General features: G+C 71.6%; 15 protein-coding genes. 10 read left to right on the forward strand and 5 right to left on the reverse strand.

Annotated features, from left to right (window positions below; genetic code table 11):
* Positions 1-355: 355 nt before the first annotated feature.
* The gene (locus MKK55_RS20920) at positions 356-1,240 is read right to left on the reverse strand and encodes an alpha/beta fold hydrolase (RefSeq protein WP_243937466.1); all 885 of its coding nucleotides are present in this window, start codon (positions 1,238-1,240) and stop codon (positions 356-358) included.
* Positions 1,241-1,410: 170 nt separating this feature from the next.
* Here MKK55_RS20920 and MKK55_RS20925 point away from each other — a divergent pair, with 170 nt between their 5' ends.
* The 3 genes from MKK55_RS20925 (at position 1,411) to MKK55_RS20935 (ending at position 6,329) form a co-directional block, all read left to right on the forward strand.
* On the forward strand, positions 1,411-3,309 hold the full coding sequence (locus MKK55_RS20925) for an extracellular solute-binding protein (RefSeq protein ID WP_243937467.1): 1,899 nt from the start codon (positions 1,411-1,413) through the stop codon (positions 3,307-3,309).
* On the forward strand, positions 3,306-5,162 hold the full coding sequence (locus MKK55_RS20930) for an extracellular solute-binding protein (protein WP_243937468.1): 1,857 nt from the start codon (positions 3,306-3,308) through the stop codon (positions 5,160-5,162). Before MKK55_RS20925 ends, MKK55_RS20930 begins: the two co-directional genes overlap by 4 nt.
* A 63-nt stretch (positions 5,163-5,225) precedes the next feature.
* On the forward strand, positions 5,226-6,329 hold the full coding sequence (locus MKK55_RS20935) for a microcin C ABC transporter permease YejB (protein ID WP_147843590.1): 1,104 nt from the start codon (positions 5,226-5,228) through the stop codon (positions 6,327-6,329).
* A 10-nt stretch (positions 6,330-6,339) separates the two neighbouring features.
* On the opposite strand, the gene MKK55_RS20940 is transcribed toward MKK55_RS20935, so the two are convergent.
* Together MKK55_RS20940 and MKK55_RS20945 are read right to left on the reverse strand one after the other, a co-directional pair.
* On the reverse strand, positions 6,340-6,954 hold the full coding sequence (locus MKK55_RS20940) for an NIPSNAP family protein (protein WP_243937469.1): 615 nt from the start codon (positions 6,952-6,954) through the stop codon (positions 6,340-6,342).
* Positions 6,955-6,974: 20 nt separating this feature from the next.
* Positions 6,975-7,748: a helix-turn-helix domain-containing protein gene (locus MKK55_RS20945; RefSeq protein WP_147860107.1), complete on the reverse strand. Its 774-nt coding sequence runs from the start codon at positions 7,746-7,748 to the stop codon at positions 6,975-6,977.
* A gap of 138 nt (positions 7,749-7,886) precedes the next feature.
* Here MKK55_RS20945 and MKK55_RS20950 point away from each other — a divergent pair, with 138 nt between their 5' ends.
* Together MKK55_RS20950 and MKK55_RS20955 are read left to right on the forward strand one after the other, a co-directional pair.
* Positions 7,887-9,083 carry an MFS transporter gene (locus MKK55_RS20950; protein WP_243937470.1) on the forward strand — a complete coding sequence of 399 codons (1,197 nt, stop codon included), beginning with the start codon at positions 7,887-7,889 and terminating at the stop codon, positions 9,081-9,083.
* Between the two features lie 39 nt (positions 9,084-9,122).
* Positions 9,123-9,629 carry a GNAT family N-acetyltransferase gene (locus MKK55_RS20955; RefSeq protein ID WP_243937471.1) on the forward strand — a complete coding sequence of 169 codons (507 nt, stop codon included), beginning with the start codon at positions 9,123-9,125 and terminating at the stop codon, positions 9,627-9,629.
* A gap of 8 nt (positions 9,630-9,637) precedes the next feature.
* Here MKK55_RS20955 and MKK55_RS20960 read toward each other — a convergent pair whose 3' ends face one another.
* Positions 9,638-10,207, reverse strand: a complete 570-nt coding sequence (locus tag MKK55_RS20960) for a c-type cytochrome (protein ID WP_243937472.1) — start codon at positions 10,205-10,207, stop codon at positions 9,638-9,640.
* Positions 10,204-11,466, reverse strand: a complete 1,263-nt coding sequence (locus MKK55_RS20965; RefSeq protein WP_409566099.1) for a PQQ-dependent sugar dehydrogenase — start codon at positions 11,464-11,466, stop codon at positions 10,204-10,206. Before MKK55_RS20965 ends, MKK55_RS20960 begins: the two co-directional genes overlap by 4 nt.
* Positions 11,467-11,801: 335 nt before the next feature.
* Between MKK55_RS20965 and MKK55_RS20970 the strand changes: the two genes are divergently transcribed.
* The 5 genes from MKK55_RS20970 to MKK55_RS20990 all read left to right on the forward strand — a co-directional run bounded on the left by MKK55_RS20970 (position 11,802) and on the right by MKK55_RS20990 (position 18,381).
* Entirely contained in the window at positions 11,802-12,458 is a 657-nt protein-coding gene (locus tag MKK55_RS20970) for a protein-L-isoaspartate O-methyltransferase family protein (RefSeq protein WP_243937473.1), read from the forward strand.
* A gap of 194 nt (positions 12,459-12,652) precedes the next feature.
* Complete coding sequence (locus tag MKK55_RS20975) at positions 12,653-14,074, forward strand: TolC family outer membrane protein (RefSeq protein WP_147844490.1); 1,422 nt, start codon at positions 12,653-12,655, stop codon at positions 14,072-14,074.
* A 197-nt stretch (positions 14,075-14,271) separates the two neighbouring features.
* Positions 14,272-14,847 (forward strand): PopZ family protein, encoded by a 576-nt coding sequence (locus MKK55_RS20980; protein WP_187276683.1) that lies wholly within the window; start codon positions 14,272-14,274, stop codon positions 14,845-14,847.
* 93 nt (positions 14,848-14,940) lie between these two features.
* Positions 14,941-17,682, forward strand: a complete 2,742-nt coding sequence (locus tag MKK55_RS20985; RefSeq protein ID WP_243937475.1) for a valine--tRNA ligase — start codon at positions 14,941-14,943, stop codon at positions 17,680-17,682.
* Between the two features lie 3 nt (positions 17,683-17,685).
* Complete coding sequence (locus MKK55_RS20990; RefSeq protein ID WP_243937477.1) at positions 17,686-18,381, forward strand: DUF2459 domain-containing protein; 696 nt, start codon at positions 17,686-17,688, stop codon at positions 18,379-18,381.
* The last annotated feature ends 27 nt before the right edge of the window (positions 18,382-18,408 follow it).

Consider the following 18,408-nt stretch of genomic DNA (forward strand, 5'->3'; position numbering starts at 1 on the left):
GAGCGGCAGCGCGGTGATCCGAGGCGCCGAGGGGGCTCCCCTGGCGGTCGGGCTGGCAGCCCGGGCGCTGCTGGCCGCGGCCGTGCGGGCGATGTGGCGGGTGGAAGGCCGGCGCGGGCGGGGGGCGGAGGGCGCGGGTTCTCGCGTCGATATCGCAGCATCAGCGCGTTTCCCGGCCCCCCCGGCGGGGGAGGGTGGGGCTCGCGTCGGGGAGGGTCGGGAGAGGGGCGCGGCCTCTCCGGACAACGCGCTCCCCTCTCCCGACACGCTACGCGGGCCACCCTCCCCCGCAGAGGGGGAGGGAAGAGGCGGTGGCTTCACTCCTGCTCGCGCCGAGGATCACCTCAGCAGCCGCTCAGCCGCGCAGATCCGAAAAGAACCGCGCGATCTCGGCCGCTGCCGCGTCGGGCTTCTCCCGATGCGGGAAGTGCGCCGCGCCGGGGAACGGCGCGAGGTCGAGGTTAGAAAAATAGTCCGGCAGGCGGTCGGTCCAGGCGTAGGGGAAGAGCGGCGAGGAATCGCCCCAGCGGATGCAGGTCGGGACCGCGATGGGCTTCGGCGCGGGCGCCTCGCCGCGGATCATCGCGAGCCGCCCTTCGTTCTGGCTGAGATACCAGTCGAACCCGCCCTGCAGGTTGCCGGGCGTGAGGAAGTTGTCGACGAAGGCGTCGAGCACGTCGTCGAAGGCGTGCGGGTTCGGGCCGGACCAGTGCCGCAGGATGCCGCCGATATAGGTCCGGCAGGCCTCCCGCGAAGAGCCGACGAGATCGGCCGCGTAGGGCATCAGGTGGAAGGACTGGTACCAGATCTCGCGCAGCTTCTCGGGCGCGCCGAGGCGCGGGCCGATGCCGCCGTAGGGGCAGTCGAAGAAGAACAGCTTCCGCAGCCGCTCCGGCGCCATGTGCCCGAGCCCCTGCGCGACGTAGGCGCCGACGTCGTGCGAAACCACGCCGACGCGGGCGACGCCGAGCGCGTCGAGGAGGGCGAGGATGTCCTGCGCGTGGACCTTGACGCCGACCCCGTCGTTCGGCGCCGCATCGGGCTTCCCGGTCGCGCCGAAGCCGCGCAGGTCCGGCGCGATGCAGGTGAAGCGGTCCGACAGCCGCGCCATCACCGGCTCCCAGGTCAGCCAGAATTCCGGCCAGCCGTGAAGCAGCAGCAGCGGCGGGCCGCTGCCGAGCCTGGCAACGTGCATGTCGAGGCCATTCAGCGGGATGGTGTCGTGGCGGATGCTCGGCATCGGTGTTCCTGTCCTGATCGCCTCCAACGCGCCGGAGGCCGTCGGGTTGTCACCGGGCCGGCAGGGCGTGCGCGGACGCGCCGGGTTGGCGTGGCGGTGCGGTCCGTCCTAAGCAGGCGGGAACGGCCCGCCGAACGGCCGATCACCGACGAACCGGAGACTGCCCCCTCGTGACAGCGCATCCCGTGATCGGACGATTGTTCGCAGGCACCTTGGCCGCCCTGGCGTTCGCCTGCCTCGCAGGACCCGCGGGCGCGCAATCCGAGCCTGCGCCGCCGGCGGCGGGTGCCGGCTGGGTGCACGCGGTGACGCTGATGGGCCAGCCGAAATACGGCCCGGACTTCAAGCATTTCGACTACGCCGACCCAGCAGCCCCCAAGGGTGGCCTCGTGCGCCTCGGGGCGCAGGGCGGGTTCGACAACTTCAACCTCGTGGTCTCGGGCCTGAAGGGCGACCTGGAGGGCGGGATCGCGCTGCTCTACGACACGCTCACCACCGAGTCGCTGGACGAGCCCTTCACCTCCTACGGGCTGCTCGCCGAGGCGCTGCGCGTCGCGCCCGACCTCGGCTCGGTGACCTACCGCCTGCGCGAGACCGCGAAGTGGCACGACGGCGTCGCGATCACCCCCGAGGACGTGGTCTGGTCGTTCGAGACCTTCAAGGCGAGCAGCCCGTTCTACGCCGCCTACTACCAGACCGTGGCCAAGGCCGAGGCCACGGGCCCGCGCGAGGTGACCTTCACCTTCTCCGAGACCGGCAACCGCGAGCTGCCGCAGGTGATCGGGCAGCTGCGCGTGCTGCCCAAGCACTGGTGGACGGGCAAGGATGCGCAGGGGCGCCCGCGCAACGTCACGGAGACGACGCTGGAGCCGCCGCTCGGCTCCGGCCCGTACAAGCTGGAAAAATTCGATCCCGGCCGCTCGGCGACCTACGTCCGCGTCGCCGACTACTGGGGCAAGGACCTGCCCGTGAATGCGGGGCGCAACAACTTCGGTACCCAGCGCTACGAGTACTTTCGCGACGGGACGGTGCTCGTGGAGGCGCTGAAGGGCGACCTCTACGATTTCCGCGTCGAGAACATCGCACGCAACTGGGCCACCGCCTACGACGACGTCCCCGCGGTGAAGGACGGGCGCCTGATCAAGGAGGCCTTCCCCGATCGCGGCAACGGCAACATGCAGGCGTTCATCTTCAACACGCGCAGGGACAAGTTCAAGGACCCGCGGGTGCGGCGCGCCTTCAACCTCGCGATGAACTTCGAGGAGATGAACCGGGCCCTGTTCTACGGCCTCTACAAGCGCATCGACTCGTACTTCTACGGCTCCGAGCTCGCCGCCTCCGGCCTTCCCGAGGGCGAGGAGAAGGCGCTGCTGGAGACGGTGAAGGACAAGGTGCCGCCCTCCGTCTTCACCGCGCCCTACAAGAACCCCGTGAGCGACACGCCCGAAGCCGTGCGCACGAACCTGCGCGAGGCGGTGCGCCTGCTGCGCGAGGCCGGCTACGAGCAGCGCGACGGCCGGATGGTGAACAAGGCCACGGGCGAGCCGCTCACCGTCGAGTTCCTCGAGTTCCAGAACACCTTCGAGCGGGTGATCCTGCCGTTCTCGGCGCAGCTGAAGCTCATCGGCATCGGCACCACCCTGCGGGTGATCGACCAGGCGCAGTACCAGAACCGGATGCGCAACTTCGAGTTCGACGTCACCACCGGCTCCTGGCCGGAATCGCTTTCCCCCGGCAACGAGCAGCGCGAGTTCTGGGGCTCGGCCTCCGCCGACAAGCCGGGCTCGCGCAACCTCATCGGCATCAAGGATCCCGCGATCGACGCGCTGATCGAGACGGTGATCTTCGCCAAGGACCGACCGGGCGTCCTGACGGCGACCCACGCCCTCGACCGGGTGCTGCTCGCCCACGAGTTCGTCGTGCCGCAATGGGCCTCGAACGTCTCGCGGACGGTGCGCTGGAACCGCTTCGCGCACCCCGCCGTGCTGCCGCTCTACGGCTCGTCCGGCTTCCCGACGACCTGGTGGTACGACGCGGCGGCGGCCGCCAAGACCGGGGCGCCGCGTTGAGCGGCGTCTCCCGCCGCACCCTGGTCCTCGGCGCGGGCGCGCTGACGGCCGGCGTGGCCCTTCCCCGCGCGGCGGCCGCGGAAAGCCAAGCTTCGCACGGCCTGTCGAGCTTCGGCGAGCTGAAATACCCCAAGGACTTCCAGCGCTTCGACTACGTGAACCCGATGGCGCCCAAGGGCGGCCGCTTCTCGTCGCAGCTGAGCCAGACCTTCGGAAACCAGGCGCCCGACACCTTCAACACCCTGAACGCCTACGTGCTGCAGGGGGAGGGGGCCGCCGGCATGAACCTCACCTTCGACAGCCTGATGGTGCGGGCGCTGGACGAGCCGGACGCGCTCTACGGCCTCGTGGCGCGCGCGGTGACGGTGTCCGAGGACGGGCTGGCCTACACCTTCGCCCTGCGCCCGCAGGCGCGGTTCCACGACGGCTCCAAGCTGACCGCGAAGGACGTCGCCTTCAGCCTCACACTGCTGCGCGAGAAGGGCCACCCGGAAATCTCGGAGGTGATCCGGGACATGACGGATGCGCGGGCGCTCGACGACGAGACCGTCGTCGTCAGCTTCGCCCCCGGCCGCGCCCGCGACCTGCCGCTCGCCGTGGCGCAGCTGCCGATCTTCTCGGCGGCCTACTACGCCAAGCGCGACTTCGCGGCCTCCAGCCTCGAGCCTCCGCTCGGCTCGGGGCCGTACCAGGTCGGCCGCGTCGATGTCGGCCGCGCGATCGAGTTCGAGCGGGTGCGCGACTACTGGGCCGCGGACCTTCCGGTGATGGTCGGGCAGAACAACTTCGATGCGATCCGGTACGAGTATTTCCGCGATCGCAACGTCGCCTTCGAGGCGTTCAAGGGCGGCGCCTTCACCTTCCGCGAGGAGTTCACCGCGCGGGTCTGGGCCACCGGCTACGACTTCCCGGCGGCGACAGAGGGCCGCGTGGTGCGCACCACCGTGCCGGATGCCCGTCCCTCCGGCACGCAGGGCTGGTGGATCAACACCCGCCGGCCCCAGTTCCGCGATCCGCGGGTGCGCGAGGCGATCGGCCTGTGTTTCGACTTCGAGTGGACGAACAAGAACATCATGTTCGGCGCCTACACGCGCACGGCCTCGTTCTTCGAGAACTCCGTCCTGAAGGCGACCGGCACGCCGTCCCCGGACGAGCTGGCGCTGCTCGAGCCCCTGCGCAAGGACCTGCCGGCGGAGGTGTTCGGCGAGCCGTGGACGCCGCCGGTCTCGGACGGGTCGGGGCAGGACCGCACGCTGCTGCGGCGGGCCGACGCGCTGCTGCGCGAGGCCGGCTGCACCCGCGACGGCGGCCTGCTCACGCTGCCCGGCGGCAAGCCGTTCGAGATCGAGTTCCTCGATTCGAGCCCGGCGCTGGAGCCGCATACCCATCCCTTCATCCGCAACCTCGGCCTGCTCGGGATCAAGGCGACGATCCGCACGGTCGACGCCTCGCAATACCAGTCGCGTCTCAAGGACTTCGACTTCGACATGACCTCGCGGCGCTACGCCAGCGGCGTCACGCCCGGGGCAGAGCTGCGCGAGACCTACGGCTCGCGCTCGGCCGCCACGGCGGGCTCCAACAACCTGTCGGGCATCGCGAACCCGGCGATCGACGCGCTGCTCACCGCCATCGCCGACGCGAAATCCCGCGACGCCTTGAACGCCGCGTGCCGGGCGCTCGACCGGGTGCTGCGCGCCGGGCGCTACTGGGTGCCGATGTGGTATGCCAGCACGCACAAGCTCGCGCTCTGGGACGTCTACGGCCATCCGGCGGAGGGCCCGAAATACGATCTCGGCGCCCCGGCCGTGTGGTGGTTCGACGCCGACAAGGCCAAGCGGATCGGCCGGAACTGACGCGCGGCGCCGGACCGCCGAGCCCCGGCCCTCGGGGCGTCGGCGACACAGGAGACACCTTCGTTGCTCGGCTACATCCTGCGCCGCATCGGCCTGATGATCCCGACCCTGTTCGGGATCATGCTGATCACCTTCACCATCGTGCAGTTCGCCCCGGGCGGGCCGGTGGAGCGGGTGCTCGCGCAGATGCAGGGGCAGGGCGACGGCACGCTCTCGCGCGTCACCGGCGGCACCGGCGACCTCGGCGGCGCGAGCCGGCCGGCCTCGGGCGGCGAGGCGAGCTCGCGCTACCGCGGGGCGCAGGGGCTGAGCCCCGACTTCATCGCAAAGCTCGAGAAGCAGTTCGGCTTCGACAAGCCGGCGCCCGAGCGCTTTGCCAAGATGCTGTGGGACTACGTCCGCTTCGATTTCGGCCGCAGCTACTTTCGCGACGTCACCGTCATCGAGCTGATCAAGGAGCGGCTGCCGGTCTCGATCTCGCTCGGCCTGTGGATGACGCTCCTGTCCTACGCGATCTCGATCCCGCTGGGCATCCGCAAGGCGGTCTCCGACGGGGCCCGCTTCGACCGCTGGACCTCGTTCGTCGTCATCGTCGGCTACTCCGTGCCGGGCTTCATGTTCGGGCTGATGCTGATCATCCTGTTTTCCGGCGGCTCGTTCTTCCAGTGGTTCCCCCTGCGCGGGCTGACCAGCGAGGGCTGGGAGACGTTCTCGACCTGGCAGAAGATCGGCGACTACGCCTGGCACATGGTGCTGCCGCTGACCGCCCTGGTGATCGGCGCCTTCGCGACCTCGACGCTGCTGACCAAGAACTCGTTCCTCGACGAGATCCGCAAGCAGTACGTGCTCACCGCGCGGATGAAGGGCCTGTCGGAGCGACGGGTGCTCTACGGCCACGTCTTCCGCAACGCGATGCTGATCGTCATCGCGGGCTTTCCCGGCGCGTTCATCTCGGCCTTCTTCACCGGCTCGCTGCTGATCGAGACGATCTTCTCGCTCGACGGCCTCGGCGAGCTATCGTTCCGGGCGATCGTCGGGCGCGATTATCCGGTGGTGTTCGCCACCCTGTACATCTTCTCGCTGCTCGGGCTGGCGGTGAACCTGCTCTCCGACCTGATCTACGTCTGGATCGACCCGCGCATCGACTTTTCCGCCCGCGCCACCTGAGCGGCAACGATCAGGTCAGCGGCGACCAGGCCTCGGGGAGGCCGATGCTGGAGACGGCCTCGGCGATGTGGTCGGGGCCGCCCTTCGGCGGCCAGTGCCCCGAGCCCTGCGCCGCGCGGCGCAGGGACGCCCGCTCCCCAAGGCTCGGGAAGCCCCAGATGTGGGTGATCCGCGGCGCGCCGTCGAGCGCGTACAGGTTAATCACGAGGTGGTCGGTGTAGGGCTTGGCCGGCGGCACGGCCGCCTCCCAGGCGTCGAGCGTCGGCGGCAGGCCGCCCGGCTTCAGGCGGTAGGTGCGGAACTCGTAGACGCCGCCGCGGGCGCCGGTGCGCACCGGCGGCAGGAACGGGAAGGCTGCGTAGCTGTCCATCTCCAGGGCGGTCGCGACGCCGCCGGCGTTGAACGGGCTCGCGCTCATGAGGGCGCGACGGCGCTCGGCGCTCATGGCCTCCGGCGCCTCGAAGCCGCGCAGGACCAGGAGCCGGCCGAGCATCCCGATCTCCGTGCGCCAGCTCCCGAGCACGCTGCCGCCGGCCTCGGGCGCGCCGACCCAGGCCGCCGCCCCCTCGGAGGCGCGATCGAGCGCGTTCAGGGGGCATGAGAGCGCGGCGAGTTCGTAGAGCATGCCCATCGGCCTCCGGCTGATCAGCCGGGGATATGGGGCCGCGCGCCGTGCGGGCCCAGCACCCGCCCGACCGTCGCGCGCAGCGCGTGGCGGCTGCGATACCCCACCGCCGCCGCGACGTGCCCGGCCGGGCGGCCGTCGGCGGCGAGGGCCAGCGCGCGGATCACCCGCGCCCGAGCGCGCCAATCGCCGAAGCTGAGACCGGTCTCCTGGCGGAACCCGCGGGTCAGCGTGCGCCGGCTCGCGCCCGCGCGCGTCGCCCAGGCATCGAGGTCGTCGGCCGAGCCCGGATCCTCGATCAGCCCGAGGCAGACCCGGCGCAGGCGCGCGTCGCGCGGCAGCGGAAGCGCCAGCGGCGTCTCCGGGGCCCGGCCGATCTCGTCGAGGACCAGGGCGGCGAGATGCCCGCCGCGGCCGGCCTCGTCGTAGAGCACCGGCTCCTCGGCGAGCGCCGCCAGCGCCGCGACGAGGAGCGGCGACACCGCGATCACCCGGCAGCGATCCGGGACGGCGAAGGCGCGCGGATCGAGATAGGCCGAGCACATCGCCACCGCCCCGTGCATCGCGACCGCATGCGGCAGCCGCGGCGGGATCAGCAGCGCGTGCCCCTCGGGCACGACCCAGGTGCCGTCGTCGGCCGAGGCCATCATCAACCCGGCGGTGGCGTAGAGCAGCTGCGCGCGCGGGTGGAAGTGCCGATCGGTCCGGCTCGCGGCGGCGAAGGCCTTGGGCATCACCGCGACCGACCGGGGCACGTCCTGGTAGTCGGCGGCATCGGTCGAGCGCGGCGGCATGGCGCATCCTCGCAACGGGTCGCTCCCCGCCCGCGCCTGCACGGGCGCGTCGAAGAATGGCCCGGCAGCGTATATTTGCGGCCCGACACCGTCCATCGGGTCAGGGTATGAGGCGGCGGTCCCGAAGGATACGCCGCGATGAGCCCGGACGATCTCTCCAGCCGCACCCTGCGCTTCGTCAACGTGGCGCACGCCCTCGACCACTTCGTGCTGCTGATCTACCCGACCGCGGTGATCGCCATCGCGAGCCAGACCGGCCTCGGCTACGGCGAGCTGATCGGGCTCGCGACCGGCGCCTTCGTCGCCTTCGGGCTGTGCTCGCTGCCGATGGGCTCGCTCGCCGACCGTTTCGGGCGGCGCAACATGCTCGCTGTGTTCTTCTTCGGCTACGGGCTGTCCTGCCTCGGGGTCGCCAGCGCCGCGACGCCGACCGCGTTCGCGGTCTGGCTGTGCGTGCTCGGCCTCGCCTCGGCGATCTACCACCCGGTCGGCTCGACCATGCTGGTCACCCACGCGCGGCGCCTCGGGCACGACCTCGGCATCAACGGGGTCTGGGGCAATTTCGGCGCCGCCAGCGCCTCGGGCGCGACGGCACTGCTCGCCACGACGCTCGGCTGGCAGGCCGCCTTCGTGGTGCCCGGCCTCGTGTGCCTCGCCTGCGGCACCGCCTTCGTCGCGATGGTGCCGGGGGACGGGGACGGCGAGGCGCGCAAGGCCGGCGGGGCGGCAATCATCCCGGTGACGCGGCCGATGGCGCTTCTGGCGATGTTCGGCGTGGCGATCTTCGCCGGCGGCATCACCTTCAACGTCACCACGATCTCGCTGCCGAAGGTGATCGACGAGGGCGTCGGGCAGGCCCTGTCGCTGACCCTGATCGGCTCGATCGCCACCGCGGTCTTCGTCTTCGGCGCGCTGACCCAGCTGCTGATGGGCCGCCTCGTCGACCGCTTCGGCCTGCCGAGCCTGTTCCTCGGCCTGTCGGTGCTGCAGCCGCTCGGCCTCGGCCTCGCGGCGGCGTCCTCCGGCCCCCTGTTGCTGCTCGGGCTGGTGCTGGCGATCGCCGCGATCTACGGGCAGGTCGTCATCAACGACGCGATGATCGCGCGCTACGTCCCGGCGCACCAGCGCGCGAAGGCCTACAGCCTGCGCTACTTCGTGGGCTTCACCGCGAGCGGCTTCGTGGTGCCCCTGATCGCCCTGCTGCACGACCGTGGCGGCTTCGGCCTCGTGCTCGGGACGGCTGCGGCCTTCGGCGGCCTGATCTGGGTCGCCGCGTTCGGGTTCTACCGGCTGGTGCGGAGCGACGCGCAGCCCGTTCTCGCCGCCGCCGCGTAGCGGCTGCGGGCGCCGTCGAAACCTGTTACGCCGAACCTCGTGCCAGCCCTCTCCCTCGTCATCCGCCCCGAGAACCCCGACGATGGCGACGCCATCGAGCGTCTGCACGCCCGCGCCTTCGGGCCCGGGCGCTACGCGCGCACCGCGTTCCGGCTGCGCGAGGGCTCGGCGCACCGGGCCGACCTCAGCGTCACGGCCTCGGTCGGCAGCTTCCTCGTCGGCTCGGTGCGGATGGCGCCGGTGACGGCCGGCGGCGCCGGCTTCCTCGCGCTGGGGCCGCTCGCCGTCGATCCGAGCTTCTCCGGGCGCGGCGTCGGCACGGCGCTGATGCGGGCGAGCCTCGCCGCGGCGACGGCGGCCGGTGAGGGCCTGGTGATCCTGGTCGGCGACGCGCCGTTCTATGCCCGGTTCGGGTTCTCGCCGGTGCCGGCCGAGCATCTGGTCCTGCCCGGCCCGGTCGACCCGGCCCGCTTCCTCGCCCTCGAGCTGAAGCCGGGCTTCCTCGCCACGGCCCGCGGGGCGGTCGCGGCGATCCGCACCGGCTGAAGCCTCGCTCAGAGCCGCGCGATGTAGGCGGCGAGGTCGGCGATCTCGTCGTCCTTCAGCGTCTGCGCGACCTCGTTCATCGCCGGGTCGTAGCCGGGCCGGGCGTTCGAGCGATACGCCGTGAGCGCCGCCTTGAGGTAGTCCTCGCGCTGGCCGCGGATGCGCGGGAGCGCGTCGCGCCCGGTCAGCTCGGCCCCGTGGCAGGACTTGCACTGGTGCTTGGACACCAGCGCCTGCGCCCGCGCGAGGAGTGCCGGATCGGGCGGGCCGCCGGCAGGGACCGGTGCGGGCAGGGCGCCCACCGCGTCGGCGAAGCCGCGCAGGTCGTCGTCGGACAAAGCCGACGCCATGTCGTTCATCGGCGGCGCCTCGCGCTGCCGCTCCCGGAACTGGAACAGCTGCGTGACGACGTAGTCGGGCATCTGCCCGCCGAGCGAGGGCACGCCCTCGGTCCCGGAGGTGCCGCGCTCGCCGTGGCAGGCGAGGCAGGGCGCCAGCCGCTCCCCCAGCGGGGCGGACGTCGCCGTCCCGAGGAGGAGCGTCGCGAGGAGGAGGGCCGGGGCGATCGCGCGGCTCATTGCGCGGCGCTGATCCGGTAGATCGCGCCGTTGTAGTCGTCCGAGACCAGGAGCGCCCCGTCGTCGGCCACCAGCACGTCGACGGGGCGGCCGACATACTTGTTGTCCTGCAGGAAGCCGGAGAGGAACGGCTCCACCGAGGCGACCTTGCCGTCGGAACCGAGGCGGGCCACCACCACGTCGCCGCCGAGCTTGCGCGTGCGGTTCCACGAGCCGTGCCGGGCGATGAACATCGCGTTCCTGTAGTCCGCCGGGAACTTGGCGCCGGTGTAGAAGCGCAGGCCGAGCGAGGCGGTGTGGGGGCCCAGCAGCGCCGCCGGCGCCGTGAACTCGGCGCAGGAATGGCCCCAGCCGTATTCCGGATCGGTGAAGGTACCCTGGTGGCAGTACGGGAAGCCGAAATGCTGCTTGCCCGGCTCGGTCAGCACGTTGAGCTCGTCGTTCGGGATGTCCTCCGACACCCAGTCGCGGCCGTTGTCGGTGAACCACAGCTGCTTCGTGATCGGGTTCCAGTCGAAGCCAACGGTGTTGCGCACCCCGCGGGCGATCACCTCGACGTTCTTGCCGTCGAGGTCCATCCGCCGGATCTGGGCGTGGGTGTCGGGGGGCATCGTGATGTTGCCGGGCGATCCGACCGGGACGTAGAGCTTGTCGTCGGGGCCGATGGCGATGAACTTCCAGCCGTGGGCCTCGTCCTTGGGCAGGTCGTCGTAGACCAGCACCGGCTTCGGCACCTCGTCGAGATGCGCCTCGATGCCGTCGTAGCGCCAGATCTTCGAGAGCTCGGCCACGAACAGAGATCCGTCGTGGAACGCGAGCCCGTTCGGCCGGTGCAGGCCGGTGGCGATGGTCTTGACCTCGCGCTTGCCGTCAGGCCCGACCTTCGCCGGGATCGCGTAGACCTTGCCGACCGCGCGGGTGCCGACGAACAGAGTCCCGTCCGGGCTCTGGCGCATCGAGCGGGCGTTGGCGAGCCCGCTGGCATAGACCTCGATCTTGAAGCCGTCGGGCACCGTCAGCTTGTCGAGCGGGAGCTTCGCCAGCGGCGTCGCGAGCGGCGGCCCGGAGATCGGTGCGAGCTTGGCGGCGTCCCCGCCCTCGGGGCGCCCGTAGAGGGCGGAGCCCTTGTCGACGGCAGGGGCCGCGGGGGCGGCGGCAGCCGGGGCGGGGCTCGCCGGCTGCTGCGCCAGGGCGCCTTGCGCGGCCAGGCAGGTCGTCAACGCCAGCGCGGCGAGGCTTCGGCTCAGGACGGGTGTCACGCGGCGTCTCCCGGGCTCGGCGGGATCTCGGCGCGTTGCGCCGGCCCCCGCTCGTCATCGGATCCGTTATTCACGCTCCAACCGGCGAAGGCGAGCGCCCCGGGAAACAGGTTCCCCGCACCGTCACCACCGATTGCATCCCGGCGCCGCTGCGGCGTGTCGAGCGGGCGCGGATGTCTCGCCGAACCGGTTCGCGGGCCGGCGGCCCGCCCGGCGCAACCTTGCCTTTTGGCACCCGATCCCCGAGAAACCGGCTGATCCGGAAGCGTGAGCGCGGCCTCGGCGGGCGTCTCGCGGAACCGGCTCGTTCGAACCGCGTCGAGGAACCCGTCTCCATGCTCGATTACGCGCAGGCCCGACGCCTGATGGTCGACTGCCAGCTCCGGACCTTCGACGTGAACGACATCGCGGTGCTGGACGCGTTCGACGCGGTGCCGCGCGAGAACTTCGTGCCGCCGGGGGCGGAGCCCTTCGCCTACATCGACCAGAACCTGAAGCTCGGGGGCAGCGACGGCGACCTGCGCTACATGCCGGCCTCGATGCTGCTCGCGCGGATGATCCAGGCGCTGCGCATCGGCGGCGGCGTCCGGGCGCTCGATGTCGGCACCGGATACGGCTACGCCGCCGCCGTGATGGCGCGCCTCGGCGGCCGGGTCACCGCCCTCGAATCGGACCCCGCCCTGGCGGAGGCGGCGCGCGAGCGCCTCGACGGGACGCAGGTCGAGGTGGTGGGGGGGCCCCTCGCCGCCGGCCTGCCGAAGGCCGGCCCGTACGACGCGATCCTGATCAACGGCCGCGTCGAGGTGCGCCCGCAGGCGCTGCTCGACCAGCTGAAGGACGAGGGCCGCCTCGTCTGCGTCCTCGGTCGCGACAAGTCCGCCAAGGCGGCCCTATTCGTCCGCGCCGGCGACGCCTTCGGCGCACGCCCGCTGTTCGACGCGGCGCTTCCGGGCCTGGCGGCGTTCCGCGAAGAGGCCGGCTTCGCGTTTTGAGCGCTTGGCGCGCTCTCGGAACCGCGCTCCGATCGCGCGGGGGAGGTGTCGCTTTTATGCGCCACGTCCCGACGATTCGAGGGATGGGCCGTCCTCGCCCTGGGCCACGTCTTCGTGAATGGGTTAAGGTCTGCCCCGGGGCGGGCGTGACCGGGCCGGCGCTCATGCGCCGTGGCCGTCGCAAGACGGGCAAGATGGTCTTCGAGAAACCGCAAGGGCTGATCGACGTGACACAACGCAAACCTGCGACGCGCCCCGCGCTTCGGCTGGCCGGCCTCGCCGTCGCCGCCGGGCTGACGGCCGGTCCGGCAGCGTCCGAGACGCTGGAATCGGCGCTCGCCAAGGCCTACGGCGGCAACCCGCAGCTCAACTCCAGCCGCGCCGGCGTCCGCGCGACCGACGAGGGCGTCGCGATCGCGAAGTCCGGCTATCGCCCGACCGCCAGCATCAGCGCCGACATCGGCTCCCAGTACCTCGAAGGCCGCGTCTCCGGAGCGCAGCTCGCGCAGACGACGACGCCGGGCGGTGCGGGCCTCACCGTAAACCAGACATTGTTCAACGGGTTCCAGACCGACAACAACACCCGCCGCGCCGAGTCGAACGTCTACAGCCAGCGCGAGAGCCTGCGCTCCACCGAGATGTCGGTGCTGTACGGCGGCGTGCAGTCCTACATGAACGTGCTCAGCAACACCGCGACGCTGGAGCTGAACCGCAACAACGTCGAGGTGCTGGAGGAGCAGCTCCGCCAGACCCGCGACCGCTTCAACGTCGGCGAGGTCACCCGCACCGACGTCGCCCAGGCCGAGGCGCGCCTCGCCGGCGCCCGCTCGCAGGTCAGCGTCGCGGAATCGGCCCTGCGCACCAGCATCGGCACCTATCGCCAGAACATCGGCGTCGAGCCGCGCCAGCTCGCCCCGGGCCGCCCGCTCGACCGCTACGTGCCGGCCAACCTCGATTCGGCGATCGCGATCGGCCTGCAGGAGCATCCGCAGATCCTCTCGGCGCTGCACGCGGTCGACGCGGCCGAGGCGCAGGTCAAGGTGCTCGAGGCCGCGCTGTATCCGACCGTCGGCCTGCAGGGCAGCGTGCAGCAGCGCTACGACCAGACCTTCCCCGGCGACAACTTCTTGTCGGCGTCGATCGTCGGGCGGGTGACGATCCCGCTGTACCAGGGCGGCCAGGAATACGCGCAGATCCGCCAGCAGAAGGAAGTCGTCGGCCAGACCCGCATCCAGGCCGACCTCGTCCGCGATCAGGTCCGCGCGCAGGTGGTCGACTTCTGGGGCCGGCTCGAGGCCGCCAAGGCGCAGGTGATCGCCGCCCAGGCCCAGGTCCAGGCCAACGAGGTCGCGCTGAACGGCGTCCGCGAGGAAGCCCGCGTCGGGCAGCGCACGACCCTCGACGTGCTCAACGCGCAGCAGGAACTGCTCAATGCCCGCGTGAACCTGATCACCGCCCAGCGCGACCGGGTGATCTTCTCCTACGGCGTGGTCCAGGCGATCGGCCGGCTGACGGTGCGCTACACCGCGGTGCCGGTGGCGGTCTACAGCGCCAAGGTCCACTACGACCAGGTCAAGGACCTCTGGTACGGCGTCCGCTCGCCGGACGGCCGCTGAGGCGGCGTGATTCGCGCCCGCGACCCGAGGGTTCGGGCGGGCGCGGGCAAGCGGAATACGGGCAGGCGAAATAACGGCGCCCGGCGGGTGATTTCCCGAGGACTGTGCTCCGGCTGCGCTTGTCGCGTGCGCGCGGCGTGGAATACTCCATTCGACAGCCGTCTTTCGTCCCTCCCACCTTCTCGAGCGCCGTCCGGATGAGTGCAGCGAGCCCCAAGATCCAGGACAAGGCGGCGGAGAAGGCGCACGAGCCCTCCATGGAGGAGATCCTGGCGTCGATCCGCCGGATCATCGCCGACGATCAGGCGGTGAAGCCGCCCGAGCCGGCCGCGGTTCGCCCCCCCTCGCACGAGAACGACGACGTGCTCGACCTTGCCGAGATGGAAGAACCCGCGCCGCCGCCGCGCCCGGCCGCCAAGCCGGTGCCGCTGGAGCTCGAAACGCTCGATTTCGACGCGATCGATTTCGACGCGATGGAGCCGGAGCCCGAGCCCGAGCCGGCCCCCGCGCCGCGGGCCGCCGCGCCGGAGCCGGCGCGCAGGCCCGACCCCGCGCCGGAGCCCGGGCTGATCTCGTCCGCGGCCGGCGCCAGCGTCAACCAGGCCTTCAACCTGCTCGCCAACACGGTGTCGAGCCAGAACGCGCGCAGCCTGGAAGACCTCGTCCAGGACATGCTGAAGCCGATGCTCAAGGCCTGGCTCGACGACAACCTGCCGGTGATGGTCGAGCGGCTGGTGCGCGTCGAGATCGAGCGGGTCGCCCGCGGCCGCTGAGGTCGCGCGTGTCGCCGCCCGTGTTGACGGGAGGCCCGTGACGGGTTGAAAGCGGGCTCGAAATTCTCGAGACGGACCCGCGATCGCCCGCCCATGATGGACAAGACCTTCGACCCGGCCGGCGCCGAGGCGCGCGCCAGCGCCGCGTGGACGAGCGCCGACGCGTTCCGCGCCGGGCGGCCCGACCGGGCCGGTGCCGAGCCGTACTGCATCGTCATCCCGCCGCCCAACGTGACGGGCTCGCTGCATATCGGCCACGCCCTCAACAACACGCTGCAGGACATCCTCGCCCGCTTCGAGCGGATGCGCGGCCGCGACGTGCTGTGGCAGCCGGGCATGGACCATGCCGGCATCGCCACGCAGATGGTGGTCGAGCGCCGCATGATGGAGGCGCAGGAGCCGGGCCGCCGCGAGATCGGCCGCGCGGCCTTCCTCGACAAGGTGTGGGCCTGGAAGGCGGAATCGGGCGGCGCGATCGTCTCGCAGCTGAAGCGGCTCGGCGCCTCCTGCGACTGGTCGCGCGAGCGCTTCACCATGGGCGAGCGCGGCGCGCCCGACGAGCAGATGGTCCGCGCGGTCACGAAGGTGTTCGTCGACCTGCACGCGCAGGGGCTGATCTACCGCGACAAGCGCCTCGTGAACTGGGACCCGAAGTTCCAGACCGCGATCTCGGACCTCGAGGTCCAGCAGGTCGAGGTGAAGGGCCACCTCTGGCACTTCGACTATCCGGTGGTGGACGCGGCCGGCATCGAGACGGGCGACATCATCACGGTCGCCACGACGCGCCCCGAGACCATGCTCGGCGACACGGCCGTCGCCGTCCACCCCGAGGACGAGCGCTACGCCGCGCTCGTCGGCAAGCACGTGCGCCTGCCGCTGGTCGGGCGCCTGATCCCGATCGTCGCCGACGACTATTCCGATCCCGAGAAGGGCACCGGCGCGGTCAAGATCACGCCGGCGCACGACTTCAACGACTTCGAGGTCGGCCGTCGCCACGGCTGCCGCCCGATCAACATCCTGGACAGCGAGGCGCGGATCGCCCTCGACGGCAACGCCGACTTCCTGGCCGACGCGAACCCGGATGCGGAGGCGCTGGCCCTCCACGGCCTCGACCGGTTCGCGGCCCGCAAGGCCGTCGTCGCGCTGATGGAGGCGGCGGGCCGCCTGCGCGAGATCGAGGCCAACACCCACGCCGTCCCGCACGGAGACCGCTCGGGCGTGGTGATCGAGCCCTACCTGACCGACCAGTGGTACGTGAACGTGAAGCCGCTGGCCGAGCGCGCGCTCCAGGCGGTGCGCGACGGGCGCACGCGCTTCGTGCCGGAGAATTCCGAGAAGACCTTCTTCCAGTGGCTCGAGAACATCGAGCCGTGGTGCATCTCGCGCCAGCTCTGGTGGGGTCACCAGATCCCGGTCTGGTACGACGCGGAGGGTGGCATCTACGTCGCCGGCAGCGAGGCGGAAGCCGAGGCGCAGGCCGCGGCCAAGCAGGGCTCGCCGGTCGCGTTGCGCCGCGACGAGGACGTCCTCGACACTTGGTTCTCCTCCGCCCTGTGGCCGTTCTCGACGCTGGGCTGGCCGGAGAAGACCGCCGAGCTCGCGCGCTACTACCCGACCAACACGCTGGTGACCGGCAAGGACATCCTGTTCTTCTGGGTCGCCCGCATGATGATGCTCGGCCTGCACGTCACCGACGAGGTCCCGTTCGACACGGTCTACCTGCATACGCTGGTGCGCGACGCCTCCGGCGCCAAGATGTCGAAGTCGAAGGGCAACGTCGTCGACCCGCTCGGGCTGATCGACCAGTACGGCGCCGACGCGCTGCGCTTCACCCTGACGGCGCTCGCCGCGCAGGGGCGCGACATCAAGCTCAGCCCGGCCCGCGTGGAAGGGTACCGCAACTTCGCGACGAAGCTCTGGAACGCCGCGCGCTTCGCCGAGATGAACGGCTGCGCCCTCGATCCCGCCTTCGATCCGAAGGCGGTACGGGAGCCGCTGAACCGCTGGGCGCTCGGGGAGGCCGCGCGTGCCGTCGCCGAGGTCACCGCCGCTCTGGAGGCCTACCGCTTCAACGACGCGGCGGCCGCCGCCTACCGCTTCGTCTGGAACATCTTCTGCGACTGGACGATCGAGCTGGCCAAGCCCGTGCTCCAGGGCGAGGGCGTCGACCCGGCGCTGAAGGGCGAGACGCAAGCGACCATCGCCTTCCTGATCGACCAGATCGCGAAGCTGCTGCATCCGTTCATGCCGTTCCTCACCGAGGAGCTGTGGGCGATTAAGGGCGCGGCGCTGCCCGATCGCGGCCTGCTCACGCTCCAGCCCTGGCCCGACCTGTCGGGGCTGGCGAATGCCGAGGCCGAGGCCGAGATCGGCTTCGTGGTCGACCTCGTCTCCGAGGTGCGCTCGGCCCGCTCCGAGACCGGGGTGCCGGCCGGCGCGCAGGTTCCGCTGGTGATCGTCGGGGCCGATGCGGCGGTGCGGGCGCGGATCGGCGCCTGGCACGACACGCTGGTGCGCCTCGCCCGCCTCTCCGAGATCGGGTTCGCCGACGCCGCGCCGAAGAACGCGGTGCAACTGCTGGTCCGCGGCAGCGTCGCGGCCCTGCCGCTGGAGGGCATCGTCGACCTCGGCGCCGAGGTGGCGCGCCTGAAGAAGGAGGCCGCCAAGGCCGAGGGCGAGATCAGGAAGCTCGACGGCAAGCTCGGGAACGCCGACTTCGTGGCGCGCGCCCCCGAGGAGGTGATCGAGGAGAGCCGCGAGCGGCGCGAGGCCGAGGCCGAGCGGCTGGCCAAGCTTCAGGAGGCGCTGGCGCGGTTGAGCGACCCGGCGTCCTGAGCCTTGCGCCGGCTGGCGAAGGCGCTGGCCGGCATCGTCGGAGCGCTCGTCCTTGCCGTGATCCTCACGGCGCGGCCGGGCGACCCGGCCCTCTATCCGCCCGCGGAGGCGGCGCCGCAGGTGATCCACGTGGTCAGCCACGGCTGGCACAGCGGGATCGCGCTTCCAGTCGCGACGCTGACGGGGCCGGGGGCGGGGCCGGCGCTCCGCGACATCGCCGTGCGGTTCCGCGCCTACCCGACGCTCGAGTTCGGCTGGGGCGAGGCCCGGTTCTACGCGGCGACGCCGACGCTGGCGGAGTTCGACTGGCGGCTGGCGCTCGGCGCCCTGTTCACGCCCGGCGGCAGCGACGGCGTGATCCAGGTGGTCGGCCTCGACGCGAACCCACGCGCGAGCTTTCCGCACGCCGACATCCTGGCGATCCCGGTCTCGGCCGCCGGGCTGGAAAAGCTCCTCGCGCGGCTGGAAGCCGGCTTCGCGCTCGCCGACGGCCATCCGGTCGACGTCGGCCCCGGCCTCTATGGGCCGAGCCTGTTCTACCGGGGCGCAGGCCGGTTCTCCTGGACCAACGTGTGCAACCACTGGACCGCCGGCCTCGTCAACGCGGCCGGCCTGCCCGTCGCGCCGGTGCTCGCGACGCTGCCGCGCGGGCTCATCCTCGATCTCGAATGGCGCTCCGGCGCGACGGCGGTCCCGTGACGCTCGCGCCACGCTGCGCGCGCCGTC

Source organism: Methylobacterium sp. J-059 (genome assembly GCF_022829485.1).
In the GTDB taxonomy this organism is placed as follows: Bacteria; Pseudomonadota; Alphaproteobacteria; order Rhizobiales; family Beijerinckiaceae; genus Methylobacterium.